Source organism: Streptomyces sp. NPDC034049 (assembly GCF_055575575.1).
The window spans coordinates 1-26,798 of sequence record NZ_JBVISJ010000011.1; the positions used below are offsets into that span (position 1 = coordinate 1).

Sequence of the window (26,798 nt, forward strand, 5' to 3'; positions counted from 1 at the left end):
CGCTGTTGAGTTCTCAAGGAACGGACGCTTCCTTTGTACTCACCCAAGCTACTCTCGGGCTTTCCTCCGGGCAGTTTCCCTTCGGTCTTGCGTTTTCGACTCTATCAGATCCTTTTCCGATCCGATTTCCTCGGTGCTTTCCAGGTTTCCGCTTCCGCGTTTCCCTTTCCGGCGGTTCCGACTTTATCAGAGGTTCTGAGTCGGAATTTCCACCCGGTCCGGAGTGGCTCCTGGCGCATCAGTTGCGCCGGGTTCCCCCCTGGGCGGAGCCGTAAACGTACTGGAGCGGGGCGCCCCGATGCAAATCGAGGAGCCCCGCCCCGGAGCAGGCGCTGACGGTCGGTCAGACCTCAACCACCACAGGCAGGATCATCGGCCTGCGGCGGTAGGTGTCGGAGACCCACTTGCCGAGGGTGCGGCGGATGAGTTGCTGCAGCTGGTGGGGCTCGACGACCCCGTCCTGTGCCGACCGCTCCAGGACCTCGGCGATCTTCGGCGCGACCGCGCTGAACGCGGAGTCGTCGATGCCTGAGCCACGGGCCTGGATGTGCGGACCACCGGTGATCTTGCCTGTGGAGGAGTCCACGACGACGAAGACGGAGATGATGCCCTCGTCTCCCAGGATCTTGCGGTCCTTGAGCGCCGGCTCGCCCACGTCACCGACGGAGAGGCCGTCGACGTACACATATCCGGCCTGGACCTTGCCCGAGATCTTGGCCTTGCCCTCGATGAGGTCGACGACCACGCCGTCCTCGGCGATGACGATGCGGTCGTGCGGGACGCCGGTCAGAGCGCCCAGTTCCGCGTTGGCGCGCAGATGGCGCCATTCGCCGTGCACCGGCATCAGGTTCTTCGGGCGGCAGATGTTGTAGAAGTACAGCAGTTCGCCGGCCGAGGCGTGTCCGGAGACGTGGACCTTGGCGTTGCCCTTGTGGACGACGTTGGCGCCCCAGCGGGTCAGGCCGTTGATGACGCGGTAGACCGCGTTCTCGTTGCCGGGGATCAGCGACGAGGCCAGGATCACCGTGTCGCCCTGGACGATGCGGATCTGGTGGTCCCGGTTGGCCATGCGGGACAGGGCCGCCATCGGCTCACCCTGTGATCCCGTGCAGACGAGGACGATCTCGTGGTCCGGGAGGTCGTCGAGCGTCTTGACGTCCACGACCAGGCCCGGCGGGACCTTCAGATAGCCCAGGTCTCTCGCGATGCCCATGTTCCGGACCATCGAGCGGCCGACGAAGGCGACCCGGCGGCCGTACTCGTGGGCGGCGTCGAGGATCTGCTGGATGCGGTGGATGTGGCTGGCGAAGCTGGCCACGATGATCCGCTTCCGGGCGCCGCCGAACACCTGCCGCAGGACGTTGGAGATGTCGCGCTCGGGAGGAACGAACCCCGGCACCTCCGCGTTCGTGGAGTCGGAGAGAAGGAGGTCGATGCCCTCTTCGCTCAGCCGTGCGAACGCGTGGAGATCGGTGAGGCGGTTGTCCAGCGGGAGCTGGTCCATCTTGAAGTCGCCCGTGTGGACCACCATGCCCGCGGGGGTGCGGATGGCCACGGCGAGGGCGTCCGGGATGGAGTGGTTGACCGCGACGAACTCGCAGTCGAAGGGGCCGATGCGCTCGCGGTTCCCCTCGGCCACCTCCAGGGTGTACGGGCGGATGCGGTGCTCCTGGAGCTTCGCCTCGATCAGGGCGAGGGTCAGCTTGGAGCCGATCAGCGGGATGTCGGGCTTCTCGCGCAGCAGATACGGGACAGCGCCGATGTGGTCCTCGTGGCCGTGCGTGAGGACGATGCCCTCGATGTCGTCGAGGCGGTCCCTGACGGACGAGAAGTCCGGCAGGATCAGGTCGATTCCGGGCTGCTCCTCCTCGGGGAAGAGCACCCCGCAGTCGACGATCAGCAGCCGGCCGCCGTATTCGAAGACGGTCATGTTCCGGCCGATCTCGCCCAGGCCCCCCAGGGGGGTGACCCGGAGGCCACCTTCCGGGAGCGGCGGCGGCGGGCCGAGTTCAGGATGCGGATGACTCAAAAGACTCTCCTCACCACGCACGCCACGTACCTCTGTGGCACGTGGCGCGCATGACGTTCGTGCAAAAGCAGTTGTGGATGTGGATGCAGGAGCTTTCGTCCTGCCTATTCAGTTGTGAAGTCTGGTTGTCGCGCGTGGCGAAGTCCGGTGTTAGAGCTGTACCCCGCCGGCACCAAGATCGATCTTGAGCTGGGCCGTCTCCTCGGGCGAAAGTTCCACCATGGGGGCGCGCAGCGGTCCGGCGGGCAGGCCCTGGAGGGTGAGCGCTGCCTTGGTGGTCATCACGCCCTGGGTGCGGAACATGCCGGTGAAGACCGGGAGCAGCTTCTGGTGGATCTCGGTGGCCTTCTGGACGTCACCGGAGGCGTACGCCTCGACGAGGGCGCGCAGCTCGGGGGTGACGACGTGGCCGACGACGGAGACGAAGCCGACCGCGCCGACCGAGAGCAGCGGGAGGTTCAGCATGTCGTCGCCGGAGTACCAGGCGAGGCCGGAGCGGGCGATGGCCCAGCTGGCCCGGCCGAGGTCGCCCTTGGCGTCCTTGTTGGCGACGACGCGCGGGTGCTCGGCGAGCCGGACGATCGTCTCCGTGTCGATCGGGACACCGCTGCGGCCCGGGATGTCGTAGAGCATGACCGGGAGGTTGGCGGCGTCGGCGATCGCCTTGAAGTGGCGGTACAGGCCCTCCTGCGGGGGCTTGTTGTAGTACGGCGTGACGACGAGGAGGCCGTGGGCGCCGACCTTCTCTGCGGCGCGGGCCAGCCCCATGCTGTGGTGGGTGTCGTTGGTGCCGACGCCGGCGATGATGTGGGCGCGGTCGCCGACGGCTTCGAGGACGGCTCGTACCAGGTCCGATTTCTCCGCGTCACTGGTGGTGGGGGACTCGCCGGTGGTGCCGTTGACCACCAGGCCGTCGTTGCCTGCGTCCACCAGATGGGTGGCGAGCCGCTGCGCGCCGTCGAGGTCGAGTGCGCCGTCCGCCGTGAAGGGCGTGACCATGGCGGTGAGGACCCGCCCGAAGGGGGTCTGCGGAGTCGAGGTCGGAGCCATGGGTAACACGCTACTCGCTGCTCAGGACGCGGTCTGCCCTCGGGGGGCAGGAAAAGTCCGGACAAATGCGGAGCCCGGCACTGCCTGCTCGGGGGTTCAAGCAGTGCCGGGTCCGTTTGATCAGGCTAGATGAACTTCTCGAAATGCCGCAATACGGACACTTCGCTCGGCTGACCCGCACATCTGTGCCTGGCCGAAAGTCGACGGTTCGCTACGGCGCGACCCTGCCGTTCGCGTTGAACGCCGCGTGGGTGAGCGGCATGAGCCTCGCCCACTCGGTCTCCATCCGCTCCCCCACCATCTCGATCTCGCGCTGCGGGAAGGACGGGACCCTGGCGAGCTCGTGCTGGGTGCGCAGGCCGAGGAAGTGCATCAGCGAGCGGGCGTTGCAGGTGGCGTACATCGAGGAGAAGAGCCCGACCGGGAGGACCGAGCGGGCCACCTCGCGGGCGACCCCGGCGGCCAGCATCTCCTGGTACGCCTCGTACGCGTAGACGTACGAGTCCTCCATGACCCGCCCGACCAGCTCCTGCTGGGCCTGGGTGCCCTCCACGAAGACGTACTTGCCGGGACGGCCCTCCTGGACGAGCTTGCGGGCCTCGTCCGGGACGTAGAAGACGGGCTGGAGCTCCCGGTACCTCCCGGACTCCTCGTTGTACGACCAGCCCACCCGGTGGCGCATGAACTCGCGGAAGACGAAGATCGGGGCGCTGATGAAGAAGGTCATCGAGTTGTGCTCGAAGGGGCTGCCGTGCCGGTCCCGCATGAGGTAGTTGATGAGGCCCTTGGAGCGCTCGGGGTCCTTCTGCAGCTCCTCCAGGGACTGCTCGCCGGCGGTGGAGACGCGGGCGGCCCAGAGCACGTCCGAGTCGGCGGCGCTGTGCTTCACCAACTCGACGGTGACATCGCTGCGGAAGCTGGGCTTGAGATCGTCGACGGGGGTGTCGGTCACGGCTCGGAGGGTCCTTCCCATGGCTGCTCTCGGGCGGCGCCCACTCTACGGGCCGACACCGACAAGGGGCCCGGATGCCCCGGGTTGCACCCTCTTGTGCCCCCGTTGGACCCCCGCGAGTGGTGGGGCGGGGTCCGGCTCGGTAGCCTCACCCGGCGATAGCTGTGCGTGGATCGAGTGAGGATCAGCCGTGCCCCTGCCCTTCCTGACCGCCGACCGCGCCTTCGACCAGGTGGTGGACGAGGCGCTGCCGTTCGAGGACCGCGACCGCTGGCGGCGTCCCTACCGGCCCGGCCCGTGGCGGGTCGGCGCGGCCGCGCTGCTGCTGCTGCTCGCCTCGTACGTGCTGGTCGCCGCGGTCATCATCGCGGCGGCCGAGACACCGCAGACGGGCGCGATCTGCTTCGGCGGGGCACTGTTCATCATCGGCTGCGCCCTGCGGCTGCTGCGGGTCGGCATCTGGGTGAGCGCACGCGGCGTACGGCAGGTGGGCTTCTTCCGGACCCGTACGGCGTCCTGGGAGGCGAGCGTCTCGGTGCGCACCGTGCAGCAGCCGGTGCGCTGGCTCGGGCTGCCGCGCTCCGTGCAGGGGCAGGCGCTGCTCCTCGTCCGCAGGGACCGTGTGCAGGAGTACGTGACGCCGCTGATGACCACGCACAACGCCGACTTCCTGGCGCGTACGGAGGCCTTCGAGCGGGCGGCCGACATCATCGAGGCGTGGGCTGCGGAGTACGGGCCCGCCGCGTAGTCGCACGCCGAGGTCACCGAAGGGTCGACGACGGCCGTGAGGGGCCGGTCCGCGGGTGCGGACCGGCCCCTCACCGCTGTGCGGAGGTGCGCCGGGTCAGGCGGTCGGCGCCGGTCTGCCGTCGTGGAGGGCGATGGCGCGCTGCATGGCCTTGCGGGCCCGGGGTGTGTCGCGGGCGTCGTGGTAGGCGACGGCGAGCCGGAACCAGGTGCGCCAGTCGTCGGGCGCGTCCTCGGTCTCCGCCTTGCGCTGCGCGAAGACCTCGTCGGCCGAGTCACGGTCGATGCGGCCGCTCGGGGTGCGCTTCAACTCGTCGACGGGGAGGCCCCCTTCGGCGTCGAGTTCGGCGGCGAGCTGGTTGGCCCTGCGGACGAACTGGGTGTTCTTCCAGAGGAACCAGAGACCGATGGCCGGCAGGACGAGCACGGCCACGCCGAAGGCGATCGTGACCGGTGTGCCGGTCTCTATGAGCAGGATCCCGCGGCTGCCGACCAGGACGAAGTAGACGACCAGGACGGCTGCCGTGACGGCGTAGGTGATCTTCGCGCGCATGACGTTCCTTGGTCCTGTCAGCCCAGGTCGAGGAAGTGTTCGAGGCCGAAGGTGAGCCCCGGGGTGGTCACCACGCGGCGGGCGCCGAGCAGGATGCCCGGCATGAAGCTGCTGTGGTGCAGGGAGTCATGACGGACCGTCAGGGTCTCGCCCTCGCCGCCGAGCAGGACCTCCTGGTGGGCGAGGAGGCCCCGGAGACGGACGGCGTGGACGGGGACACCGTCGACGTCGGCGCCCCGCGCGCCCTCCAGGGCCGTGGCCGTGGCGTCCGGCGCCGGGGCGGTGCCGGCCGCGCGGCGGGCCTCGGCGATGAGCTGGGCGGTGCGGGTGGCGGTGCCGCTGGGGGCGTCGACCTTGTTCGGGTGGTGCAGTTCGACGACCTCGACGGACTCGAAGTACGGGGCGGCGATCTGCGCGAACTTCATGGTCAGGACGGCGCCGATGGAGAAGTTGGGCGCGATGAGCACACCGGTCTCCGGAGAGCCGGCCAACCAGCCGTTCAGCTGCGCGAGGCGCTCGTCGGTCCAGCCCGTCGTACCGACGACCGCGTGGATGCCGTGGCGCACGCAGTAGTCGAGGTTGTCCATGACCGAGTCGGGCGTGGTCAGTTCGACGACCACCTGGGCGCCGGTCTCCGCCAGCGTCTCCAGCTTGTCGCCCCGGCTCAGGGCGGCGACCAGCTCCATGTCCTCGGCGGCCTCGACGGCCCGTACGGCCTCGGAGCCGATACGGCCCCGGGCACCGAGGACCGCCACGCGCAGCTTGCTCATTGCTTGGTTCCTTAACTGGGGTTAGGCGACGGCTTCGTGCAGACGGGACGCCTGTTTGTCCTTGAGCGGGCCGATCACCGACAGGGAGGGGCGCCGGCCCAGGATCTCGCGGGCCACGGCACGGATCTCGTCCGGGGTCACCATGGCGATCCGGGTCAGCATCTCGTCGACGGACATCTGCTCGCCCCAGCACAGCTCGCTCTTGCCGATGCGGTTCATGATCGCGCCGGTGTCCTCCAGGCCGAGGACCGTGGAGCCGCGGAGCTGTCCGATGGCGCGCTCGATCTCCTCGTCGGGCAGCCCGTGCTCGGCGACCTGGTCGAGTTCGTCGCGGCAGATCTTGAGCACGTCGTGGACCTGGGACGGGCGGCAGCCGGCGTACACCCCGAAGAGGCCGCAGTCGGCGAAGCCTGACGTGTACGAGTACACGCTGTAGGCGAGGCCGCGCTTCTCCCGGACCTCCTGGAAGAGGCGGGAGGACATGCCGCCGCCCAGTGCGGTGTTGAGGACGCCGAGGGCCCAGCGGCGCTCGTCGGTGCGGGAGAGGCCGGGCATGCCGAGGACGACGTGCGCCTGCTCGGTCTTGCGGCCGATCAGCTCGACACGGCCCGCCGTACGGAGGCTGCGGCTGCCGTGGCGCGGGGCGATCGGGGTGGCGTCGGCGCGGGTGAGGGCGCCGGCGCTCTCGAAGGCGGCACGGACCTGGCGTACGACCTTGTTGTGGTCGATGTTGCCGGCGCAGGCGACCACCAGGTGGGTGGGGTCGTAGTGCTTCTTGTAGAACCGGCGGATGCGGTCGGCGCTGAGGGCGTTGACCGTGTCGACGGTGCCGAGGACCGGGCGGCCGAGCGGGGTGTCGCCGAACATGGTGTGCGCGAACAGGTCGTGCACACAGTCGCCCGGGTCGTCCTCGGTCATCGCGATCTCCTCGAGGATGGCGCCGCGTTCGACGTCGACGTCCTCCTCACGGATGAGCGAGCCGGTGAGCATGTCGCAGACCGTGTCGATGGCCAGCGGCAGGTCGGTGTCGAGCACGCGCGCGTAGTAGCACGTGTACTCCTTTGCCGTGAACGCGTTCATCTCGCCGCCGACCGCGTCGATCGCGGACGATATGTCGAGCGCGCTGCGGCGGGCGGTGCCCTTGAAGAGCAGGTGCTCCAGATAGTGCGTGGCGCCGTTCAGCGCGGGTGTCTCGTCGCGGGAGCCGACGTGCGCCCAGATGCCGAAGGTGGCGGAGCGCACGGACGGCAGGGTCTCGGTGACGATGCGCAGGCCGCCCGGGAGGGTGGTCTTGCGGACCGTGCCGATGCCGTCTCTGCCCTTGATCAGGGTTTGGGTACGGGCGACGGCCCGCGCCTCCGTGGAGGTGCGGGCCGTCGCCTTGGAGCTACGGGACGTCACTTGTCGCCGTCGTCCTTCTTGTCCTCAGAACCGTCCTCGCCCTCGATCACGGGGATCAGGGAGAGCTTGCCGCGGGAGTCGATCTCGGCGATCTCGACCTGGACCTTCGCGCCCACGCCGAGGACGTCCTCGACGTTCTCCACGCGCTTGCCGCCGGCGAGCTTACGGATCTGCGAGATGTGCAGCAGACCGTCCTTGCCCGGGAGTAGCGACACGAACGCACCGAAGGTGGTCGTCTTCACGACCGTGCCCAGGTAGCGCTCGCCGACCTCCGGCATGGTCGGGTTGGCGATGCCGTTGATCGTGGCGCGGGCGGCCTCGGCGGACGGTCCGTCGACCGCGCCGATGTAGATCGTGCCGTCGTCCTCGATCGTGATGTCGGCGCCGGTGTCCTCCTGGATCTGGTTGATCATCTTGCCCTTGGGGCCGATGACCTCGCCGATCTTGTCCACGGGGATCTTGACGGTGATGATCCGCGGGGCGTTCGGGGACATCTCGTCCGGCGTGTCGATCGCTTCCATCATCACGTCGAGGATGTGGAGGCGGGCGTCACGGGCCTGCTTGAGGGCGGCGGCCAGGACGGAGGCCGGGATGCCGTCCAGCTTGGTGTCGAGCTGGAGGGCGGTGACGAACTCCTTGGTGCCGGCGACCTTGAAGTCCATGTCGCCGAAGGCGTCCTCCGCACCGAGGATGTCGGTGAGGGTGACGTAGTGCGTCTCGCCCTCGATCTCCTGGGAGATCAGGCCCATGGCGATACCGGCGACGGGGGCCTTCAGCGGCACACCGGCGTTCAGCAGCGACATGGTGGAGGCGCAGACCGAGCCCATGGAGGTCGAGCCGTTGGAGCTGAGCGCCTCGGACACCTGGCGGATCGCGTAGGGGAACTCCTCGCGCGTCGGCAGGACCGGGACGAGGGCGCGCTCGGCGAGGGCGCCGTGGCCGATCTCGCGGCGCTTCGGGGAGCCGACGCGGCCGGTCTCGCCGGTGGAGTACGGCGGGAAGTTGTAGTTGTGCATGTAGCGCTTGCGGGTCACCGGGGAGAGGGTGTCCAGCTGCTGCTCCATGCGGAGCATGTTGAGGGTGGTGACGCCCAGGATCTGGGTCTCGCCACGCTCGAACACGGCGGAGCCGTGCACACGCGGGATGGCCTCGACCTCGGCGGCGAGCGTACGGATGTCCGTGACGCCGCGGCCGTCGATGCGCTTCTTCTCCTTGATGACGCGCTCACGGACCAGGGACTTGGTCAGCGAGCGGTACGCGGCGGAGATCTCCTTCTCGCGGCCCTCGAACTGCGGGAGCAGCTTCTCGGCGGCGAGCGCCTTGACGCGGTCCAGCTCGGACTCGCGCTCCTGCTTGCCGGCGATGGTGAGCGCCTGGGCGAGCTCGTCCTTGACGGCGGCCGTGAGGGCCTCCAGGACGTCGTCCTGGTAGTCGAGGAAGATCGGGAACTCGCCGGTGGGCTTGGCGGCCTTCGCGGCGAGGTCGGCCTGGGCCTTGCAGAGGACCTTGATGAAGGGCTTCGCGGCGTCCAGACCGGCGGCGACGACCTCCTCGGTCGGCGCCTCGGCGCCGCCCTTGACCAGCTGGATGGTCTTCTCGGTGGCCTCGGCCTCGACCATCATGATCGCGACGTCGCCGTCCTCCAGGGTGCGGCCCGCGACGACCATGTCGAAGACGGCGTCCTCGAGCTCGGAGTGCGTCGGGAAGGCCACCCACTGGCCGTTGATCAGCGCGACGCGGACGCCGCCGATCGGGCCGGAGAAGGGCAGACCCGCCAGCTGCGTGGACGCGGAGGCGGCGTTGATCGCCACGACGTCGTACAGGTGGTCGGGGTTGAGCGCCATGATCGTGGCGACGACCTGGATCTCGTTGCGCAGGCCCTTCTTGAAGGACGGGCGCAGCGGGCGGTCGATGAGGCGGCAGGTGAGGATGGCGTCCTCGGAGGGACGGCCCTCACGGCGGAAGAAGCTGCCGGGGATCTTGCCGGCGGCGTACATCCGCTCCTCGACGTCCACCGTGAGGGGGAAGAAGTCGAGCTGGTCCTTGGGGTTCTTGGAGGCGGTGGTGGCCGACAGCACCATGGTGTCGTCGTCCAGGTACGCGACGGCGGAGCCGGCGGCCTGCTTGGCCAGACGGCCCGTCTCGAAGCGGATGGTGCGGGTGCCGAAGGAACCGTTGTCGATGACGGCCTCGGCGTAGTGGGTCTCGTTCTCCACTAGCAAATTCTCCTCGTCTTCGTCCCTGGTCCCGCCCGTGTGGCAGGGGGACGGTGGCGGAGAAGCGCGCCGTCTGGTGCGGGCCGGTCTTCGATCGAAGCCCTCGGGGGTCGCAATTCCCCGGGGGCCACTACCGAGGACCGGCGGCGGCGAGGTGCGCTTCTCCTCGTTCGGTGTGTGCGTGGAACGCCCGTGCCCGGGCGTCCTCACGCTGTGTCGTGCCTCTTGCGTTGTGCTACCACACTACAAAGGGGTGGTGACACTCCGCACGTTCCCGCCCGTACGTCCCGCGTACGGCGGGGCCGCGCGCCCCCTTCCGGCGTGATCGCGCCGGGGGCCGGCGGGCGCCGTGCGGATGCGTACAGCAAAGGGAGCGGTCCCCATTCTCCCGGGAACCGCTCCCCTGCACGGCGTCCTACTTGGCGCCCGCCGCACCGCGGCGGATGCCGAGGCGGTCGACCAGCGCACGGAAGCGCTGGATGTCCTTCTTGGCGAGGTACTGCAGCAGACGGCGACGCTGACCGACCAGGATCAGCAGACCACGGCGGGAGTGGTGGTCGTGCTTGTGGGTCTTGAGGTGCTCGGTCAGGTCCGAGATACGGCGGGAAAGCATCGCGACCTGGACCTCGGGGGAGCCGGTGTCGCCCTCCTTGGTACCGAACTCGCTGATGATCTGCTTCTTCGTAGCGGCGTCGAGCGACACGCGATACTCCTCATGAGTCTCATTGATGCCACCGAGTGCCCCTGGTCTGCTTCTCAGGGGGGCTTACGTGACTCTGGTGGCGGGATCCGTCGGCGCGGTCTCCGGATCCCCTCAGGGAGCCCGGGTGCGAACACAGACGGCCGCAGCAAGGGTACCAGGCTGGTGGGACGCTCTCGGCCGTGCGGTCGGGCCCCCTCAGCCGGTCAGCGACCGGACCGTCGTGAGGACGCCCAGGACCGCCAGGCACAGCGGGACCAGGGTGAGCAGAACGAACGCCTCGGCGATGTCGAGGAGGCGGCCCCAGAAGGGGGAGAGTCCCTTCTGGGGGATGATCAGGCCGATCGCGGTGAGCAGCGCGGCTCCCGCGGCGACGGCGGCCGTGAGCCAGATGGTGCGGAGGTCCAGGGCCCCCCGGTCGTCGTGGAGCACGAACTCGGTGAGGGCCTCCGCCGGCGGGTTCAGCGCGAGCCCGGCCAGCAGGAGCGCGAGGGCCGCGACACCGGCGACGAGGGCGCAGACCACCTGCGAGGTGTAGCGGAACAGACGGGCCCGGATCAGCATGGCGAGACCGGCGGCGAGGCCCAGCAGCTGACCCCACAGGTCGTCGGAGAAACCGAGCACGGCGGTGGAGGCGACCACCACGACGGACGTGCCGCCGACGAGGCCCAGCAGCATCTCGTGTCCGCGCCGGGCCTGTGCGGCGATGCGCTCGGCGTCGAGGGGTTCGGTGTCCGGGCCCTGGGCAGGGTCCGGGTCGAAGTCCTCGTACGTGGCGGAGCGCGGCGAGGCGTAACCGATCGGCAGCCGCGCGAAGCGGGCGGACAGGCCGGGGAGGAAGGCGACCAGGCCGATGGCGAGCGGGGCGCACACCGCGGCGATGTCGGTGGCGGAACCCCCGGTGACGATCGCGACGAAGGTGGCCACGGCGCCGACCGCCGCCGCGAAGGTGCTGGCCACGAACACGGCGTCGCCGCCCGGGGCGAGCGCGACGAGGGCGACGGACGCGACCAGCACCGCCACGCAGCCGAGCATGAACTGGAGCCTGCCCGGCCCGTGTCCGTCCGCCGGGCCGACGATCGCGGAGCCCGCGAGGAGGAGCAGGGGCAGAGCCGCGAGGCCCATGGCCGCCGCGGCGACGCGATCGCCGTACACCCGTGTGCGTACGGCGGCGAACGCGGTCAGGAGCACGCCGAGGACGCCCGCGACGATGCCGGGCGGGCCGCTCATGTCGTGGCGGACCGGGTCCGCCTGCCGGAGCAGGAAGGCGACGAGCAGCAGGAGCAGGGCGCCGCCGATCAGTCCGGCGACGCGCAGCACGTCGTCGCTCCACAGACGGCGGTCGCGGACGACCGCGGAGGCGACCGCGTCGGAGACGTCGTCGTGGACGGCGGGTGGCAGCGACTCGGCGAAGGGGCGCAGGCTCAGGACCTCGCCGTCGAGCACCCGTTCGTCGGCCAGTGAACGGGCGCCGTCGAGAGCGGTGCCGTCACGGCGCACGAGGTGGTATCCGGTGGGGGTGCCGACCGGCTGTGTCTGGCCCGTCAGCCGCAGGATCTCCGGGTAGATGTCGGCGATGGTGATGTCCACCGGGAGGGCGACGTCGATACGGCTGTCGGGGTGCCACGAGCCGGCGTACGGTCCGCAGGACCGGCCTGAGGCAGCGCGACGCGCAGCTGTATCTGCACCCCTCTCCCGAGCAGTTGTGGTCGGTGGTCGCCGAGGGCAGCCGCGTGTGGGAGCGCCGTGTCGGGGACGCGGACTTCGGGCAGGCGCGGATCGGCCTGGGCCCACAGCAGTTGGCCTCTCCCCTGGTGGCTCCCGAGACCGCACCCGTGGACGAGCTGGAACCCCTGTGCGCCGGCGCCATGCAGCGCTTCCTCGCCGTGCACGGACAGCTGGACGGGCTGCCGGTCGCCGTGTCGATGCGCGCCTTCTACCACGTGACGGTGTCCGGCGAACCGCAGAGCGTTGAGGCCTCGGCGCGCGCCCTGGTCGCCCAGCTCACCACCCTCCACTCCCCCGACGATCTGCTGCTGGCCGTGGTCGCCGCCCCGAACGCGGTCGGCCGCTGGGACTGGACCAAGTGGCTGCCGCACAGCCAGTTGACGGGGCAGTTCGACGGCGCCGGCACCCGGCGGCTGTTCGGTGACGACCTCGGCGAACTGGAGCAGTTGCTGTCGGCCCGCCTCGAAGGCCGCCCCCGCTTCAGCCGGGACGGCCAGCCGGTGCTGGACCAGCCGCACATCGTGGTGGTGCTCGACGGTGGCATCGTTCCGCCGACCTCGGCCTTCGCGGCAGCCGAGGGCCTCCAGGGCGTGACGATCGTCGAGGTGGTCCCGGGCGAGCTCGACCAGCCCCGCGGTGGCCTCTCCATCGTCGTACGACCGGACCGGCTGTTGCTGGACGCCGGTGCCGACGTCGTCTACGAGGGCACGCCCGACGGACTGTCCCTGCCCGCGGCCGAGGCCCTCGCCCGGCAGCTCGCCCCCCTGCGCATGGGCGGCGGGAACGACGACGAACCGCTGCTCGCCAACCTGGACTTCACCGATCTGCTCGGCCTCGGCGACGCCGCCTCCGTGGAGGTCACCCGCACCTGGCGGCCGCGGTCGACGCCGGAGCGGCTGCGGGTGCCCATCGGGGTCGGCGAGGACGGCCGGCCCGGTGATGCTGGACCTCAAGGAGGCAGCGCAGGACGGTATGGGCCCGCACGGCCTGTGCGTGGGCGCGACCGGATCCGGCAAGTCGGAGCTGCTGCGCACCCTGGTGCTGGGTCTCGCGGTCACCCACTCCTCCGAGACACTGAACTTCGTCCTCGCGGACTTCAAGGGCGGCGCCACCTTCGCCGGCATGTCCCAGATGCCGCACGTCGCCGCCGTCATCACCAACCTCTCCGACGACCTGACCCTCGTCGACCGCATGGGCGACGCGATCCGCGGCGAACTCCAGCGCCGTCAGGAACTGCTGCGCTCGGCGGGCAACCACGCGGGCATCCACGGCTACGAGAAGGCGCGGGCCGCCGGCGCGCCGCTGGAGCCGCTGGCCTCGCTCGTCCTCGTGATCGACGAGTTCAGCGAACTCCTCACGGCCAAGCCCGACTTCATCGACATGTTCATCCAGATCGGCCGCATCGGCCGCTCCCTGGGGGTGCATCTGCTGCTCGCCTCGCAGCGCCTGGAGGAGGGCCGGCTGCGCGGGCTGGACACGTACCTGTCGTACCGCATCGGCCTGCGGACCTTCTCTGCCGCGGAGTCGCGGGCCGCGCTGGGGGTTCCGGACGCCTACCACCTGCCGTCCGTGCCCGGTTCCGGGTATCTGAAGTTCGGTACGGACGAGATGACCCGCTTCAAGGCGGCGTATGTGTCCGGTGCGTACCGAGCCGCCGGCCCGGAGGTCTGTCGGACCTGCCGCACGTCGGCGGGGTCGCCTCCCGGCTGGACCCCGAGCGGGTCCGCCGTACGGTCGCGGAGGTGGCGGGCATCCTCAACCGCCGCGAGCAGCTGTTCCGCACGAACGGCATCGACTCCATCGGCACGTACCGTCGCAGGCGCGCGGCGGGCGAACTGCCCGGCGAGGCCTGGGGCGACGTCTTCCTGGTCATCGACGGCTGGGGCCACTTCAAGGGCGACTACGAGGGTCTCGAAGGCATCGTCCACGACATCGCGGGGCGCGGACTCGGCTACGGCATCCATGTCGTCCTCTCCGCCTCGCGCTACATGGAGGTGCGGTCCGCACTCAAGGACCAGATCCTGGGCCGGCTGGAGCTGCGCCTCGGTGATGTCATGGACTCCGAGTTCGACCGCAGGGTGGCGGCGAACGTCCCGGCGGGCGTGCCGGGCCGTGGTCAGGTGGCGGAGAAGTTGCACTTCATGACGGCGCTGCCGCGTATCGACTCCTCCTCGGACGCGGAAGGTCTGTCGGATGCCACGGCCCAGCTGGTGCGGGCGGTCGAGGGCAACTGGCAGGGCCCCGCGGCCCCGACGGTCCGTCTGCTGCCGCGCAGGCTGCCGGCCGATCAGCTGCCCAAGGGCTTCGAGTTCCCGCAGCACGGCATCGCGATCGGCATCGACGAGGCAAACCTCGAACCGGTGTTCATCGACTTCGACACGGACCCCTTCTTCCTGGTCTTCGGGGAGAGCGAGTCCGGCAAGACGAACCTGCTGCGGCTGATCGCGAAGCAGATCGCCGAGCGGTACACGCCCTCGGAGGCCCGGATCGTCGTCGGTGACTACCGCAGGACGATGCTGGAGGCGGTCTCCGAGGACCATTTGCTGGAGTACGCGCCGATGGCGTCCGCGATGGACGTCCACATGGATGCCATTCGGCAGTTCATGGAGATGCACGCGCCCAAGCCCGACATCACCCCGCGGCAGTTGCGTGACCGCAGCTGGTGGAGCGGTCCGCAGCTGTTCGTCATCGTCGACGACTACGAACTGGTCGCCACGAACTCCGGGAACCCGCTGTCGGGCCTCGTGGAGCATCTGCCCTTCGCGCGTGACGTGGGCGTCAAGTTCATCATCGCCCGCAATGCGGCGGGGGCGCCGCGCCGGACACCGGGAAGTCCTTCGACAGCCTGTACGGCGTGAACCCCCAGATGGCACTGGACATCCAGCACGACGCCATGAAGGACTTCAAGAAGCGCGTCGACGACCTGCTGATCGTGCTGGGCAAGTCCGAAGCCTCTCCCGACAAGGTCGGCCAGGACCGCCTCACCCGTGCCCAGCTGGGGTCCGCCGACTTCAAGGAAGCACAGTTCCTCTACGAGTCGTACGCCATCGTCCACGACGAGTTGGAGAACCTCTCGAAGGCGCTCAGCGCGCAGATCGAGGGAGTGGGGCTGGCCGTGCACGCGTCCCGGGTGGGCTTCGAGAATCTGGACGAGGACATCAAGGCGCGGATGTGGGCGGTCAACGCGGAGGTCGACAAGTACTACGACGTCGACCGGGATCCGTACGCGCGGCGCCAGGACAAGCCGGTCGCTGAGATCTCCGAAGAGGAGAAGGGCCTGTAATGAGCGAGCAGCCCGCGCGCAGACAACCCATGCCCCAGCACACCGACTTCGAGTCGATGACCCACGCCCAGCTGGTGGCCATGCTCAACTCGGCGAACTCCGAGAGCGCCTACGATCTCGCCGCCAAGCTCTCCAGGGCCGCCTCGACGATCACCAAGATCGGCGACGACCTGATGACGTACGTCAAGGGCCTGGAGTGGCAGGGCGAGGCCGGCGACACCTTCCGCGAGTAGGGTGGGCAGACGGCGAGCGCCACGCTGCATCTCGGTGAGTACGCCGAGGTGGCCTCCCGGTGGATGGGCATCGTGTCCCAGGCGATCGCGGAGGCGAAGGCGGTCATGCCGGACACCTCCGAGACCACGGCCGCGCAGGCGGACCTGCGGACCGCGGAGAAGTCCCTCGCGGCGACGAAGGAGCCCGGCGCCCGCAACGACCCCGACGCCCGGAAACTGGCCCAGACCGCCCAGTCCGACGCGACAGCGGCACAGGGCCGCATCGACGCGGCCCGGTACGAGGCGGCCCAGCAGATGCGGAAGCTGGCGCAGACTTATCAGCAGTCGGCTGCGCAGGTTAATGGGGTGGAGCCGCCTACGTTTGTGCCGCCAGCAAAGAGCATGAACCGTGGTGAGTGGACGGGCGGTGGTAATCAGTACGAATCGACCACTTCTCTGTCCGGTGGAAGTGGCAACGGAACAGGTTCACCCACTGCTTCTGGTCTCAACGGCCGCGAACGCGAATCCACTTCGCAGTCGACCCCAACTGTGCCGGGCAAGGAACGGATTTCTCGTTCTGAGCCGGTCACCATGGGTCTTGACGGCCTGAACACTCTCCCGAAATCCCCAGGGCCAGACCTCACCCAGCCTCCGGTTATCCCTGGCGGGTCAGAGCGTCCCGACACACGTCTTCCCTCGCAACCGGTCGGGATCCCGCCCTTCAACGACAGGACCGGCACTGGGCCAAATACCCCGGGCCGCGTTCCGTCGGCCACTCGCGCACCGTTCCAGCCGGGTCAGGGCATGGCCAACGGCAGTGCTCGCTTGCCGCGCGAGACCGGAATCGTGGGGGGACGCCCTGTGCCCCCTACCTCAGGCCGTCCGACCGGGGCCCTCCCGAGGGGGACCGTCATCGGCGAAGGCACGCAGGGGCATACGGCGATGGGGCGTGGTCTCACTCCTGGCATGCCTGCCGGAAGCAATTCAGGTGCCAGGCACAGCAATGGTGTATCCACTGGCCGACGTCTGGCGTCGGAGACCGACGGAATGTTCGGCAACCGTCCGAACCAGCCTGGCAATGGCGGATCCCGTCCTTTCACCCCAGGAGAATCGGAGCTCACTCGGCATGCCGGTAATACCTCACCTGCACAGGGGTCCACGCAGCGCCCCAACGGCACAGCTGCGCACGCGGCCAGTTCGTCATCACCACGACGCGACCCCCGTCACAGCGATCGACCCGACTATCTGACCGAGGACGAGGAGACCTGGCAGCGCGGCAATCGTCGCCCGCTGCCACCAGTTGTGGACTGACTTCTCGTTCGGTTGCGACCCTGGAAGGCACATGCGAACCATCAGTAAGCAGATGGCGCGACCCGCGTCGGTAGTCGCAGGTGCCCTCGGACTGCTGCTGGTGGGTATCACCCCAACTCCTGCGCATGCCGACTCAATTCGCTCCCGGCAGTGGCACCTGGATGCCATGCAGGCCGACGAGATGTGGAAGATCAGCACCGGGCGGGGCATAACCGTTGCTGTCATCGACTCCGGAGTCGATGACAGTTTGGCCGACCTCAAAGGCCAGGTCCTTGACGGTAAGAACCACTCGAAGCAGTCCGGAGACGAAAAAACCGACCTTGAAGGGCATGGCACTGGCGTAGCCGCGCTCATCGCGGCCACGGGCGCGCGCGGGGAGCTCAACGGCTCCTACGGCCTCGCACCAGGGGTGCAGATCCTCCCCATCCGCATGAGGTACGCCACCGAAGACTGGGGAAAGGCGGATACAAACGCCGAGTACTCCAGAAAGATGACAGAGGCGATCCGATTCGCGGCAGACTCCAAAGCTCAGATCATCAACATTTCCATGGCCAGTGAAAACAGTCCGGGGACGCAGAACGTCGGGACGCCGGAACTCGCTGCAGCTGTGAAGTACGCCCTCACCAAGGGCAAAATTGATCTTCGCCGGTGTCGGAAACCGCGGAGACAAAGACAACCAGCCTATGTACCCAGCAGCCACACCTGGTGTCATCGGTGTGGGAGCCATCAATGAGGCACTTGACCGCAGCTCTTTCTCCCAGTGGGGATCGCAGGTGGACATCGCTGCCCCTGAGGATGGTCCATGCGTGCCTAGGCGGAACTCAGGTCTGCAACTCCGACGGAACCAGCGACGCCACCGCCATCGCCTCGGCATCCGCCGCCCTCATCTGGTCGAAACACCCGACCTGGACGAACAACCAGGTCCTGCGTGTCCTGATCAACACGATGAAGGGCAACAAGGAGAAGTGGACCTGGAACAACGCGACCGGTTACGGCATGGTTCGTCCTCGTATCGCGCTACAGAACCCTGGCGACCCCGGACCCGCCGACGAGTATCCGCTGCCCGACCTCGCTGCGGCTGCTTCGGCCTCTCCTTCGACCGAGGAAACGACGCCTGACGGCCCCTCTGGGGATAACAAGGCAGAAGAAGTGGCAGATGGCCCTAAGACCACCACAGCTGCCCCAAGCGATGGCAATGCGACCCTATGGATCGGTCTAGGCATAGGAGCCGTTGCTTTGCTAAGCACGGCCATTTCCGTCACCCTGATTCGCGCCCGGCGTAAACACCCAACGGCACCCACGGCACCAACACTGGCACCCATGTACACGCAACCGGCCCAGTTCCCCCACCAGACACACGGAGCTTACGGGCCGCCGCAGCGAACCGCGGACTCCCCCTACGGCTACGGACAACCACCCGGGCAAGGTCCGTCCTCCTGAACTCGTCAGCCCCAAGCAGCCATCAACCGTCCAGTCAACAAGCAACTGCCGTCAGCGAAGAGGTCTCCGCGTCCTTCGAATGCGACGATTGCCCGCTTCACGCCGCAGTGCGGCTGGTCTGGCTTCAGGTTGCCGACTCGGGGCTACGCGGGTTCCAGCACGGGCTTCGTGGGAAGCCCGCCGTTCTTCTCGCAGCGCAGTTCTTTGGCCATGGCCAGCGAGACGGAGTGGGCTACGGTCGCGTAGGCATTCCTCAACGCCTTGATGTCACCCTCGGGTTCATGAAATGGATCCCGGTGCTCCACGCCGATCTCGATGTGGGCCTCATCGGACGAGCCACCCAGCTTGTCGCTCTTGCACGCGAACTGGACGTACGCCTTGTCCGCCGCTGTCAGGGCCCGCTCCCCCATCTTCAGCACGGTGAACTCCGAGGCGGGGGTGCCCGTCGCAGCGGTGTCGACCCGCCTCCAAGTGATTCTGAGGTCGAAATCCGGCGTGTCGGTTGGCGTGTAAACACGGCAGACGTCCCCGCGATACTCGTTGGGGTCATAGAACGTCTCGACAATGGTCGTCGCGGCTCGCGCGATGGTGTACCTCTCTGCCGAGGCCTCGAACCGCGACGACCCCGTGATCACCTTCAGTGCCTTGGACGCGTCGGCGGACATGGCGTCGCCACCGCAGAGTTGTGTCCCCGCAACGACCTTGTAATCGTCCGGAACTCCGTTCTCGTCCCCGTCCCCTCCACAACCCGTGACCCCGAGAAACAACGAGCCGGCCACGGCCGCGGAGAGGATTCCCCCGCGTACTGACCTACGACTGATCACTGTCCGCATCCTTAGGTGTCCTCGGCCCTCCACAGGCCTCAACCGGTCTCCGGGTCGTGGCCTTGCTGGTTCTCCCGGTCGTTGCCGACTGCGTAACCGAGCAGCATCGATTCGCGGAGGTCCTGTGCGACATCGCTGTGGGGGTCCACGCTGTTGTGCCGCAGGAAAGCATCCATCGGGACCTCCGCCATACTCTCACCGGCGGAGTAGATCTCGTCTTTCTCGTCGTCGGTGAGGTCCTCCATCTTCCCCTTGTGCTCATCCACCGATTTCTCGGACATGTCGCCGACCACCTGACCGATGACCTGTTCGGCAGCGCCGGCGGCGGTATCCGTCGCCAGCGGGATGAGCACAGCGGCCGTGCCCACGGCCGCCGTCGCGGGCAGGAAGGCGACGCCCGCCGCGATGCCCACCGCGGCCCCGAACTGGACCCAGCCCGCTCGCTTGGCGACCGCCTTCTCGTAGTCCTCGTGGGTCTTGAGGTTCGTCGCCTCCACCTGGTCCGCCCGGGACTGGTCGAGCATTCCCTGCACCTCGGCACCCACGCGCACGGTCGCCCTGGCAGCGCCCTCCTTGATCCCGTCCGAACCCACTGTCCCTTCCAGCACACTGCGGGTGTAGACCTGCTCCGCGGCCGAGACCGTCGCGTAGGCATCCGGATGCTGACCCAGGGTGCTGAGGAATCCCCGGACGATACTCCGCCCGTGACCGTCCACAGTGTCCGCGAAGTTGAGGTGGCCCTCCGGGTTCTTGCCCGGGGCGAACACACTCTCCGGGTCGTTCTTGTCCAAGGCCCAGTTGATGTCGTCGATGTAGCCGCCGCCCATCACGCCCAGGCTGTCGGCCAACGCCTCGTGGTGCTCCTTCAGCAGGCCGGGGTCCGCACCGTACTTCTCCATGACCTTCTGCATGACCGCGGCGTTGTCCGCGTCCCGCACCACGCCGGCGTCCGGGTGTCCGGCCGGATAGCCGAGGGTCGCTGCCTCCAAGGCGTGGACAAGGGCGTCAGGCATCTGGTCGAGAGACGCCTTGTGCTCGTCAACCGAGTTGACGTCGGGGAAGGACTCCCACTTCTCATTGCCGAAGAAGTCGAAGTAGTTGTCGATCGCCTGGCCGTCCTTGTCCTTCCCGAGGTCGGCCGTGGCACCGTGGTTGACCGTGCCGTCCTCGTTGTACGCGGTCGGGGTGTCGGTGAAGAACTTTTTCGCCGCGTCCGGACTGTTGCCGAGCGCTTCCAGCATGGCGGTGGCCGGATCGTAGCCCGCCCCGTTCACTCCGGAGGGGTTGAACGGGTTCTTGAACGGACTGTTCACCACCTTGTTCTCGGCGAACATGTACGGGTCCTTCGCGTGCAACTGCGCCACGTGTTCGGCGATCGGGTTGAGGAACTTCGCGTCGTAGTTCCCGTACCGCATGATCCCGCCGAGCAGCTGGTATCCGAACGGACCGCCGTAGTCGTGCTTGGACAGCGGAATGCGCTCGGTACCCATCTTGCGGAGTTCCGGCCCCCACTTGTCGGTGAATTCCTTGTCGTGGGAGGCGGTGGCCAGGTTGAGGCCGAGGTTCTCCTGGAGCTGCTGGACGTCCTTGAGGCGCTGCGAGTCGACCTTTCCCAACTCGTACGTGTCCGTGGAGAGCTGGCCGAAGAACGCCAGCGACTTCTCGGGGCCGAGCTTCTCGTAGAAGCCCTTGGAGAATTCCAGCGACCTACTGTTGTCCTTCAGCAGTTCGTTGAGCTGCTGAAGTTCGGAGTGTGTGAGGTCCCGGCCCTTGCCCGCCAGAGCGGCGGCGCGGGCGGCTTCCTCCTGGTCCAGCTTCGTGTACGTCGGAGCGCTGAAGTCTTTGCGGTCGGTGACATTGGCCTGAAGGGCGTTTCTGAGGGCGACGTCGGTGTCGTTGCAGTTATCGACAATGAGGTCGATCCTCTCCTGCCACGACTCGATGTTCCGCTGCTCCTCCCGTAGAAGATCGCTGTAGTCGGGGTCGTGCCGCGCCGCGGGGATCTGGGACAACGGGTTTTTCGCCGTGACCTTGCCACTGCCGTCCACCCGGATGCCGGCCGCAGGCCCCTCGTGGTCCCGGATGTTGATCAGGTCGTCCTTGGCCTTCTTGATGGCCGCGTGACCCTCTTCCAGGATCTGCTTCACGCCCTTGGCCTCGGCCGCGGCGTCCGCGAACTCCTTGGCCGCCTTACCGATGAACGCCTTGGTGACCCCTGCGTTGACGCCCGCCCAAGAGGCCTTGTCCGCCTTTGCCTTCATCCCGTCGGTAGCGTCCGTGGCGAGGGTGTCCAGCTTCTTCGCCATCTCCGACCAGTCGTCGACGGCGGCCTTCAGCTTCGCCACCGGGGCGTCGATGATGTCCTCGTACTTCAGCAAAGCGTGCGCTCCCCCGAGCCCTATTTCATGTATTCCGTGAGGGCGGATACCCGGGTCAGATCTCCCACGATCTTCACCTCGTCCTTGGCGTGCTGGGCCTTGCTGTAATCGAGGTGATTCGAGATCTGCGCGCAGGCATCCAGCAGGGTCCTCAGGTGGGTCTGCCAGTAGTCATGCACCTTCAGCACGGCCGAACCGCTCACGAAGTTCCCGTTGGTCAGCGCTATCGCCGCGTCGAACGTGGCGGGACGGGCCATGTCGCCCTCCTTCGCCAGTCGACCCAACAGGTCATACGCGTCATTGCCGATAGCGCCGAGGTCGTCCCGGTTGACCACCAGGTCTTTCCCGCCACCACCTTGGCCGCCTTCGGCCGTAACGCTGTTGATCTGCACGGCGGTCCGCTCGGCCGCCGCCGCGCGCAGCTCGGCCCATTTCTGCTCGAACGTCATGAATTCCTCAACTCCCTACAGGCAGGCCGCCTCGCCGTACTCACACGGCCATCAACACGGGGGAGGCAGCGCATCCCGCTGTCTCCCCCGGCCCTCAGCCGTGTATCAGCCCATCAGCATGCGGATGCGCTTCGCGCCGTCCAGGTCGGTGCCCTGGTAGCCGACGACCGACCTGTCCAAGAGGCTGGCGATCAGGTGGAGTTGCTGGGTCATGGCCTGCATCTCGGTGGTGTTCTTGCGCTGGATGTCTCCGTACGCCGTCTTCGCCTCGCCCTCCCAGGTCTCGGCGACGCGCTTCACCTCCTGCATCAGCGCTTCCAGCTCCTGCGTCAGGTCCGTGGCCGTCTTGCGGACGTCGCTCGCGGCCTGGGTGACCGTGGCGTAGTTGATCGCTGTGCGGTCGAAACCGGTGCTCATCGTGGGACCTCCGTGGCTCAGGCGAGGCTGGTGATGCGGTCGGTGGTGTACGTCTGGCCCCTCGTGCCGGCGTCCGCCTGGGCCTGGGACTCCGCGGAGTTGTCGACCTTCCGGATCTCCGCGATGCGCTCCTGCTCATGCTCGTCGAACCCGTTGACGGCCATGCGCATGACCTCTTCCAGGTCGACGAGGTTGTCCTGGAGCTTCTTCAGGTGCACGTTCACCTCACGCTGCACCTTGTCGTACTCCTGGCTCGCCGCGCCCTGCCAGCCGCCCTGGATCATGTCCACCACGGTGTTGAGCGACGACACACGACGACTCACCTCGACGTGGAAGTTCTGGATCTTGTTGGCCAGCGCTCGGATCTGATCGTTCTCGCGTTTCTGGTCCGGGGTCTCGCTCGCAGGTTCTCCGCCCTCCTCTTGATGTGACGGCGGTACCGGCCGCCGTGACGCGTCCATCGAGGCCGGACGCCCGGATGGTCCAGGTGGGCAAGGATCACCGCGATCACCGCGCGAAGCGCGGCCACAGTGCGACACCGCCCCCGTGCGGTACCACCCACGTGATACCGCGAGCCACTCCAGTCACCTGACATGACGCTTCCAACTGCAAAGTCGTAACGGGGCAGTTCACGCACGGTACGAGGGACGAGCCGTTCTCCTGACCGGAGCCGTAGCGGAGACTCAGGTCGCCGACACCGGGTGACATGAGGATCGCGGGCTGTGACACGGCGCAGTTCCGTTTGTCGGTCACGGGTGTGCCACCGCGCAAGTACTGTGAGTCCGTAGCTCGTTCGTACGTCGGGAAGGGACCTCGCCGTCATGGCCGATGGGCTGGACAGGGATGCCGAGAAGGCACTCAAGGAACGCAAAGAGCGCGAGAAGGACGAGCTGTACGCGCTCGACATCTCGGGGGTGGAGTGGCACAGCGCACCGGGTACCGAGGAGCACGAGGAGCGGGTGGAGATCGCCTATCTGCCCGAGGGCGCCGTGGCCATGAGGTCGTCGCTCGACCCTGACACCGTGCTGCGGTACACCGAGGCCGAATGGCGGGCCTTCGTGCTCGGGGCGCGGGACGGGGAGTTCGATCTGGAGCCGGCGCCGCACGACGGCGGGCTCGATCAGCAAAACGCCGACGCGCCCCACTGAGCCGCGTCGCCCAGGTCCCACGGCTTCATACGTTCTCGCCGCGACGCCTGCGGCGCAGATCGCGCAGGACGACCGCTGTGCCGGCGATGACCGTGACCACGGCCGCGGCGAGGCCGAGGGCGTAGGTGGCGTAGCGCTCGTCGCGTTCCTGGGGGGTCTCGGCGAGCGAGAAGCGGGCGGTGTCGGGGGCCGGAGCCCTGGACACTCCGGGGTCCAGGGTCGGCGACGAGGGCGGGTCGGCCACGTCCGAGTGCTGGACGGCGCGGACCGGGTCGACGACTCCCCAGCCGACGAAGTTGTCGTGGCCGTTGACGGAGCGGTTCGGCCGTCTGCTCGATCCGGGTCACGATCTGCGCGGTCGACCAGTCCCGGTGCTTCTCCTTGAGGAGCGCGGCGACCCCGGCGACGAACGGGGCGGAGAAACTGGTGCCGTTGTCCGTGCACTGGCCGCCGCCCGGGACCGTGGACACGATGTCGACGCCCGGGGCCGCCACGCCCACGAACGCGCCCGCCTGGGAGAAGGACGCCCGCTCGTTGTTGCGGTCGGAGGACGCCACCGCGAGGACGCCGGGGAAGGCGGCCGGGTAGGTGTTCTTGTAGGTGCCGTCGAGGCCGTCGTTGCCCGCGGAGGCGACCACGACGACGTCGCGCTCGATGGCGGCGCGGACCGCCTGTGCGAGCCTGGACGTGCCGGACAGGGGCTTGGTCGTGTCCTGGGAGACGTTGATGACGTCGGCGCCCCGGGAGACGGCGTGGGTGATCGCCTCCGCCATGGAGTCCGAGTCGCCGCTGTTCTCGGCGTCGTTCTGGCGGATCGGGATGATCGTGGCGTTCGGGGCCAGGCCCACGAAGCCCGTGCCGTCGTGCGGCCGCGCCGCGATGATGCCCGCGACCTTCGTCCCGTGTCCCTCCCGGTCGTTCGTGGGGTCGGCGCCCTTGCCCCCGGCGAGGAGGTCACGGCCGGCCGCCTTGTCGACAGCCCCCTTCAGCTGGGGGTTCCGGTCGTCGACTCCGGTGTCGATGACAGCCACCCGGATGCCCTTGCCCTTGTCGGTGTCCTGCCAGAGTTCGTCGAGGAGCGCGCGTTGCAGCGCCCAGGGCGTGCCCTTGATCTGCTCGGCCGGGAACGTGCACGCGCCGCTGCCGTCGAGCCGCACGCCCGCGTCGGACGTACGGCTCGACCGCACGCCCGCGTCGGACGTTCCTCGCGCCTCAGGGCCGGCCGCCTCCGGTCCGGCCCCGGGCGCGGCGGTGCTCAGCACCGTCAGCAGTGCGGCCACGGCCGGCAGAGTGGTCTTCTTCGGCGACACGGTGTACGTCGCTCCCGTCCTTGTGTGCTGTGGAGCCGCTGCGGGTGGGTGGTGCGCAGGCGCTCGCGTTCACGAACCCTGCGGCTGGCGGGCGCTGTTGGTGTCCAGGCGGGGGCCCTTGGCCAGGAACTCCGACCAGACCAGGGGGACCTTCGCCGGCCGGACGTTCTCGTAGCCGAGCTTCACCTGGGCCTCGCTGGGCTCCGGTGTCCCGTCCGACGTCCTCTTCTTGCCGTCCACACCGACGCCGGACCGCTCGCTGTCGCTGTCGCCGTTCGCCTGGACGGCGTACCTCAGCCCGGTGTCCGTCACCAGGAAGAGCGATCCGGAGTCGCTGTCGGTGCCCTGGATCTGGGTGTAGAGCAGTCCCGTACCCGGGGTGACGTACGTGCTCGTGCCGCCTGCGGCGATCTCGGCGGGGTACTCGGTGCCCGTCCAGGTCCGGAGCGTGGTGCCGTTGTCGTCGTCGACGCCGCTCAGGACGTTGCACACGGTGTCGCGACCCGAGTCCGCGGAAGCCGAGTTGACCATGGAGGCGCGCCGCGTCGGCCAGTCCGACGGCTGACCGGCGAAGGGCGTTCCGTCGGCGGTGAAGTCCTGGAGGCCCACCTTGGACGCCTCGCCGTTCATGTCGAGGACGGCGGACTGCGGCGAGTTGATGAGCAGCCAGGCGGTGAACGCGCTGACGGGCTTCACCTCACCCGGCAGCACGACGTAGTACTTCTCGCCCTCGCCCGTCTCCGTCACGAGGACCATGCCGACCCTGTTCTCCTCGGCGGAGAGCTGCCCCCGCACCCCGGCGGGAGAACCGACTCCGGCCGGGAGTCGGGGGAACGAGATCGGGTCGCCCCGGTGCAGGGTCCCGATCCACTCCTTGGTGACGAGCTGTGGCTGCTTGGAGCCGACGAGCGTCTCCGTCAGCTTCTGGTTCTCCTCGTCCGTCGCCTCGCCCGCGACGGGATACGCCTTCCCGGCGGCGTCCACCAGATAGCGTTCCCCGGCGCGGGTCCTGACGTACAGCACCTCGCCGCCGCAGAGACGTTCGGAGCCGTCCGTCCTGCGCACATCCCGGTCGGCTAGGACGAACGTCGCCTCCTGAACCGTGCTGCCCTTGCCGCCGGGCTGCTCGCAGACCGCCCAACGCTTGGCCGTGCCCGCCTCGTCGGGGGTCGGCAGCCGGTCCGGTGCGTAGGGGATGCCGAGGATCGGGCCACGGGGCGGCTTGCCGAGTCGAGGATCTTGTCGCTGATCTGGACGACCTGGTAGTCGGCGCCGTTCATCAGCAGTCGGGCGGAGGCCAGGTTGAGGACCGGGTGGAGGCGGGTGGTCCCGTCCGTCTTGAGGACGACATAGCGCGTCGTGGACTGCTTGCCCACGATGACCCGGGTGCCCGGGGTGTTCCAGTCCTTGGGCGCGGTGGGCTGGAACATGCCCCAGGCGCCGAACACTCCCAGCACGAGGGCACCGGCGATCAGACTGGGCACGACCGCCCGCAGCGGTCTGGGGGCGCCCTCCTCCGAGCCCCAGGGCGACTGCTGGAGAAAGGCCGCGAGAGTGCGTCGCTTCGCGAACGTGTAGGCGTTGAGCTCATCCCGCCGTGATGCCATGAGTGCCTGTGTCTCCCCGTACCGCGCCCGGGGGCCGTCACCTCCGCCCTCCGCTGTCAGACCGGCCCCTACTATGCCCGTTGGGCCGTCGCGCGCGTGGGGCGGGTAGGGTGCCTTCCACATCGAGGCCGCTGCGAGTGGGTCGTTTCAGGTGACTACGGTGGGTTTGCAGCAATGGCTTCCGCAAGCCGGGCGCGATCACGATCGCGTGCACCAGCGGCCGATGCGCGTGCCGTTGCCACCGGCTCGCCCCCGTCGCCGTCCGTGCTCTCG

General features: G+C 68.4%; 19 protein-coding genes and 5 pseudogenes. 8 read left to right on the forward strand and 16 right to left on the reverse strand.

What is annotated here, in order from left to right; all coding sequences use genetic code 11:
* Positions 1-343: 343 nt before the first annotated feature.
* The 3 genes from ACZ52C_RS28280 to thyX form a co-directional block, all read right to left on the reverse strand.
* Complete coding sequence (locus ACZ52C_RS28280) at positions 344-2,029, reverse strand: ribonuclease J (RefSeq protein ID WP_469077419.1); 1,686 nt, start codon at positions 2,027-2,029, stop codon at positions 344-346.
* A 150-nt stretch (positions 2,030-2,179) separates the two neighbouring features.
* Complete coding sequence (gene dapA / locus ACZ52C_RS28285; protein WP_469077420.1) at positions 2,180-3,079, reverse strand: 4-hydroxy-tetrahydrodipicolinate synthase; 900 nt, start codon at positions 3,077-3,079, stop codon at positions 2,180-2,182.
* A gap of 211 nt (positions 3,080-3,290) precedes the next feature.
* A complete protein-coding gene (thyX, locus tag ACZ52C_RS28290; protein WP_469077421.1) occupies positions 3,291-4,031 on the reverse strand; it encodes an FAD-dependent thymidylate synthase in 741 nt (246 codons plus the stop codon).
* 190 nt (positions 4,032-4,221) lie between these two features.
* On the opposite strand from thyX, the gene ACZ52C_RS28295 reads away from it, so the two are divergent.
* Complete coding sequence (locus ACZ52C_RS28295; RefSeq protein ID WP_469077422.1) at positions 4,222-4,779, forward strand: hypothetical protein; 558 nt, start codon at positions 4,222-4,224, stop codon at positions 4,777-4,779.
* A 96-nt stretch (positions 4,780-4,875) separates the two neighbouring features.
* On the opposite strand, the gene ACZ52C_RS28300 is transcribed toward ACZ52C_RS28295, so the two are convergent.
* The 6 genes from ACZ52C_RS28300 to eccD all read right to left on the reverse strand — a co-directional run bounded on the left by ACZ52C_RS28300 (position 4,876) and on the right by eccD (position 12,008).
* Positions 4,876-5,331, reverse strand: a complete 456-nt coding sequence (locus ACZ52C_RS28300) for a tetratricopeptide repeat protein (protein ID WP_469077423.1) — start codon at positions 5,329-5,331, stop codon at positions 4,876-4,878.
* A 17-nt stretch (positions 5,332-5,348) separates the two neighbouring features.
* The gene (dapB, locus tag ACZ52C_RS28305) at positions 5,349-6,101 is read right to left on the reverse strand and encodes a 4-hydroxy-tetrahydrodipicolinate reductase (RefSeq protein WP_469077424.1); all 753 of its coding nucleotides are present in this window, start codon (positions 6,099-6,101) and stop codon (positions 5,349-5,351) included.
* 21 nt (positions 6,102-6,122) lie between these two features.
* A complete protein-coding gene (locus ACZ52C_RS28310) occupies positions 6,123-7,502 on the reverse strand; it encodes a M16 family metallopeptidase (protein ID WP_469077425.1) in 1,380 nt (459 codons plus the stop codon).
* Positions 7,499-9,718: a polyribonucleotide nucleotidyltransferase gene (locus tag ACZ52C_RS28315; protein ID WP_469077426.1), complete on the reverse strand. Its 2,220-nt coding sequence runs from the start codon at positions 9,716-9,718 to the stop codon at positions 7,499-7,501. The genes ACZ52C_RS28310 and ACZ52C_RS28315 overlap by 4 nt, the downstream gene beginning before the upstream one ends.
* A 415-nt stretch (positions 9,719-10,133) precedes the next feature.
* Positions 10,134-10,421: a 30S ribosomal protein S15 gene (gene rpsO / locus ACZ52C_RS28320; RefSeq protein ID WP_030041128.1), complete on the reverse strand. Its 288-nt coding sequence runs from the start codon at positions 10,419-10,421 to the stop codon at positions 10,134-10,136.
* Between the two features lie 195 nt (positions 10,422-10,616).
* Positions 10,617-12,008 carry a type VII secretion integral membrane protein EccD gene (eccD, locus tag ACZ52C_RS28325; protein ID WP_469077427.1) on the reverse strand — a complete coding sequence of 464 codons (1,392 nt, stop codon included), beginning with the start codon at positions 12,006-12,008 and terminating at the stop codon, positions 10,617-10,619.
* Positions 12,009-12,016: 8 nt separating this feature from the next.
* Between eccD and eccCa the strand changes: the two are divergent.
* From eccCa to ACZ52C_RS28355, 6 genes and pseudogenes are all read left to right on the forward strand, one after another.
* Positions 12,017-14,965, forward strand: a pseudogene (gene eccCa / locus ACZ52C_RS28330) (type VII secretion protein EccCa); the annotation flags it as partial.
* A 35-nt stretch (positions 14,966-15,000) separates the two neighbouring features.
* Positions 15,001-15,429, forward strand: a complete 429-nt coding sequence (locus ACZ52C_RS28335) for a hypothetical protein (protein ID WP_469077428.1) — start codon at positions 15,001-15,003, stop codon at positions 15,427-15,429.
* The gene (locus tag ACZ52C_RS28340; protein ID WP_469077429.1) at positions 15,429-15,662 is read left to right on the forward strand and encodes a hypothetical protein; all 234 of its coding nucleotides are present in this window, start codon (positions 15,429-15,431) and stop codon (positions 15,660-15,662) included. The genes ACZ52C_RS28335 and ACZ52C_RS28340 overlap by 1 nt, the downstream gene beginning before the upstream one ends.
* A 1,471-nt stretch (positions 15,663-17,133) precedes the next feature.
* A pseudogene (locus ACZ52C_RS28345) lies at positions 17,134-17,520 on the forward strand (S8 family serine peptidase); the annotation flags it as partial.
* A gap of 115 nt (positions 17,521-17,635) precedes the next feature.
* A pseudogene (locus ACZ52C_RS28350) lies at positions 17,636-17,683 on the forward strand (hypothetical protein); the annotation flags it as partial.
* A 64-nt stretch (positions 17,684-17,747) separates the two neighbouring features.
* Positions 17,748-18,392 carry a S8 family serine peptidase gene (locus tag ACZ52C_RS28355; RefSeq protein ID WP_469077598.1) on the forward strand — a complete coding sequence of 215 codons (645 nt, stop codon included), beginning with the start codon at positions 17,748-17,750 and terminating at the stop codon, positions 18,390-18,392.
* 143 nt (positions 18,393-18,535) lie between these two features.
* Here ACZ52C_RS28355 and ACZ52C_RS28360 read toward each other — a convergent pair whose 3' ends face one another.
* The 5 genes from ACZ52C_RS28360 to ACZ52C_RS28380 all read right to left on the reverse strand — a co-directional run bounded on the left by ACZ52C_RS28360 (position 18,536) and on the right by ACZ52C_RS28380 (position 22,921).
* Positions 18,536-19,225 carry a hypothetical protein gene (locus ACZ52C_RS28360; protein ID WP_469077430.1) on the reverse strand — a complete coding sequence of 230 codons (690 nt, stop codon included), beginning with the start codon at positions 19,223-19,225 and terminating at the stop codon, positions 18,536-18,538.
* A 29-nt stretch (positions 19,226-19,254) separates the two neighbouring features.
* Positions 19,255-21,594, reverse strand: a complete 2,340-nt coding sequence (locus tag ACZ52C_RS28365) for a hypothetical protein (protein ID WP_469077431.1) — start codon at positions 21,592-21,594, stop codon at positions 19,255-19,257.
* A gap of 20 nt (positions 21,595-21,614) precedes the next feature.
* A complete protein-coding gene (locus ACZ52C_RS28370) occupies positions 21,615-22,043 on the reverse strand; it encodes a hypothetical protein (protein WP_469077432.1) in 429 nt (142 codons plus the stop codon).
* Between the two features lie 105 nt (positions 22,044-22,148).
* Entirely contained in the window at positions 22,149-22,460 is a 312-nt protein-coding gene (locus ACZ52C_RS28375) for a WXG100 family type VII secretion target (RefSeq protein WP_469077433.1), read from the reverse strand.
* A gap of 17 nt (positions 22,461-22,477) precedes the next feature.
* Positions 22,478-22,921, reverse strand: a complete 444-nt coding sequence (locus tag ACZ52C_RS28380; RefSeq protein WP_469077434.1) for a WXG100 family type VII secretion target — start codon at positions 22,919-22,921, stop codon at positions 22,478-22,480.
* 360 nt (positions 22,922-23,281) lie between these two features.
* Here ACZ52C_RS28380 and ACZ52C_RS28385 point away from each other — a divergent pair, with 360 nt between their 5' ends.
* Entirely contained in the window at positions 23,282-23,608 is a 327-nt protein-coding gene (locus ACZ52C_RS28385) for a DUF397 domain-containing protein (RefSeq protein ID WP_469077435.1), read from the forward strand.
* Positions 23,609-23,633: 25 nt separating this feature from the next.
* Here ACZ52C_RS28385 and mycP read toward each other — a convergent pair.
* Positions 23,634-24,918 (reverse strand): annotated as a pseudogene (gene mycP / locus ACZ52C_RS28390) (type VII secretion-associated serine protease mycosin).
* A 69-nt stretch (positions 24,919-24,987) separates the two neighbouring features.
* Positions 24,988-26,525: pseudogene (eccB, locus tag ACZ52C_RS28395) on the reverse strand (type VII secretion protein EccB).
* Between the last annotated feature and the right edge of the window lie 273 nt (positions 26,526-26,798).

Bases quoted from the DNA above. Each gene is read 5' to 3' on its own strand.
- dapA (WP_469077420.1), bottom strand. From the start codon at position 3,079: ATGGCTCCGACCTCGACTCCGCAGACCCCCTTCGGGCGGGTCCTCACC.
- ACZ52C_RS28300 (WP_469077423.1), bottom strand. From the start codon at position 5,331: ATGCGCGCGAAGATCACCTACGCCGTCACGGCAGCCGTCCTGGTCGTC.
- dapB (WP_469077424.1), bottom strand. From the start codon at position 6,101: ATGAGCAAGCTGCGCGTGGCGGTCCTCGGTGCCCGGGGCCGTATCGGC.
- ACZ52C_RS28340 (WP_469077429.1), top strand. From the start codon at position 15,429: ATGAGCGAGCAGCCCGCGCGCAGACAACCCATGCCCCAGCACACCGAC.
- ACZ52C_RS28355 (WP_469077598.1), top strand. From the start codon at position 17,748: ATGGTCCATGCGTGCCTAGGCGGAACTCAGGTCTGCAACTCCGACGGA.
- ACZ52C_RS28360 (WP_469077430.1), bottom strand. From the start codon at position 19,225: ATGCGGACAGTGATCAGTCGTAGGTCAGTACGCGGGGGAATCCTCTCC.
- ACZ52C_RS28370 (WP_469077432.1), bottom strand. From the start codon at position 22,043: ATGACGTTCGAGCAGAAATGGGCCGAGCTGCGCGCGGCGGCGGCCGAG.
- ACZ52C_RS28375 (WP_469077433.1), bottom strand. From the start codon at position 22,460: ATGAGCACCGGTTTCGACCGCACAGCGATCAACTACGCCACGGTCACC.
- ACZ52C_RS28380 (WP_469077434.1), bottom strand. From the start codon at position 22,921: ATGGACGCGTCACGGCGGCCGGTACCGCCGTCACATCAAGAGGAGGGC.
- ACZ52C_RS28385 (WP_469077435.1), top strand. From the start codon at position 23,282: ATGGCCGATGGGCTGGACAGGGATGCCGAGAAGGCACTCAAGGAACGC.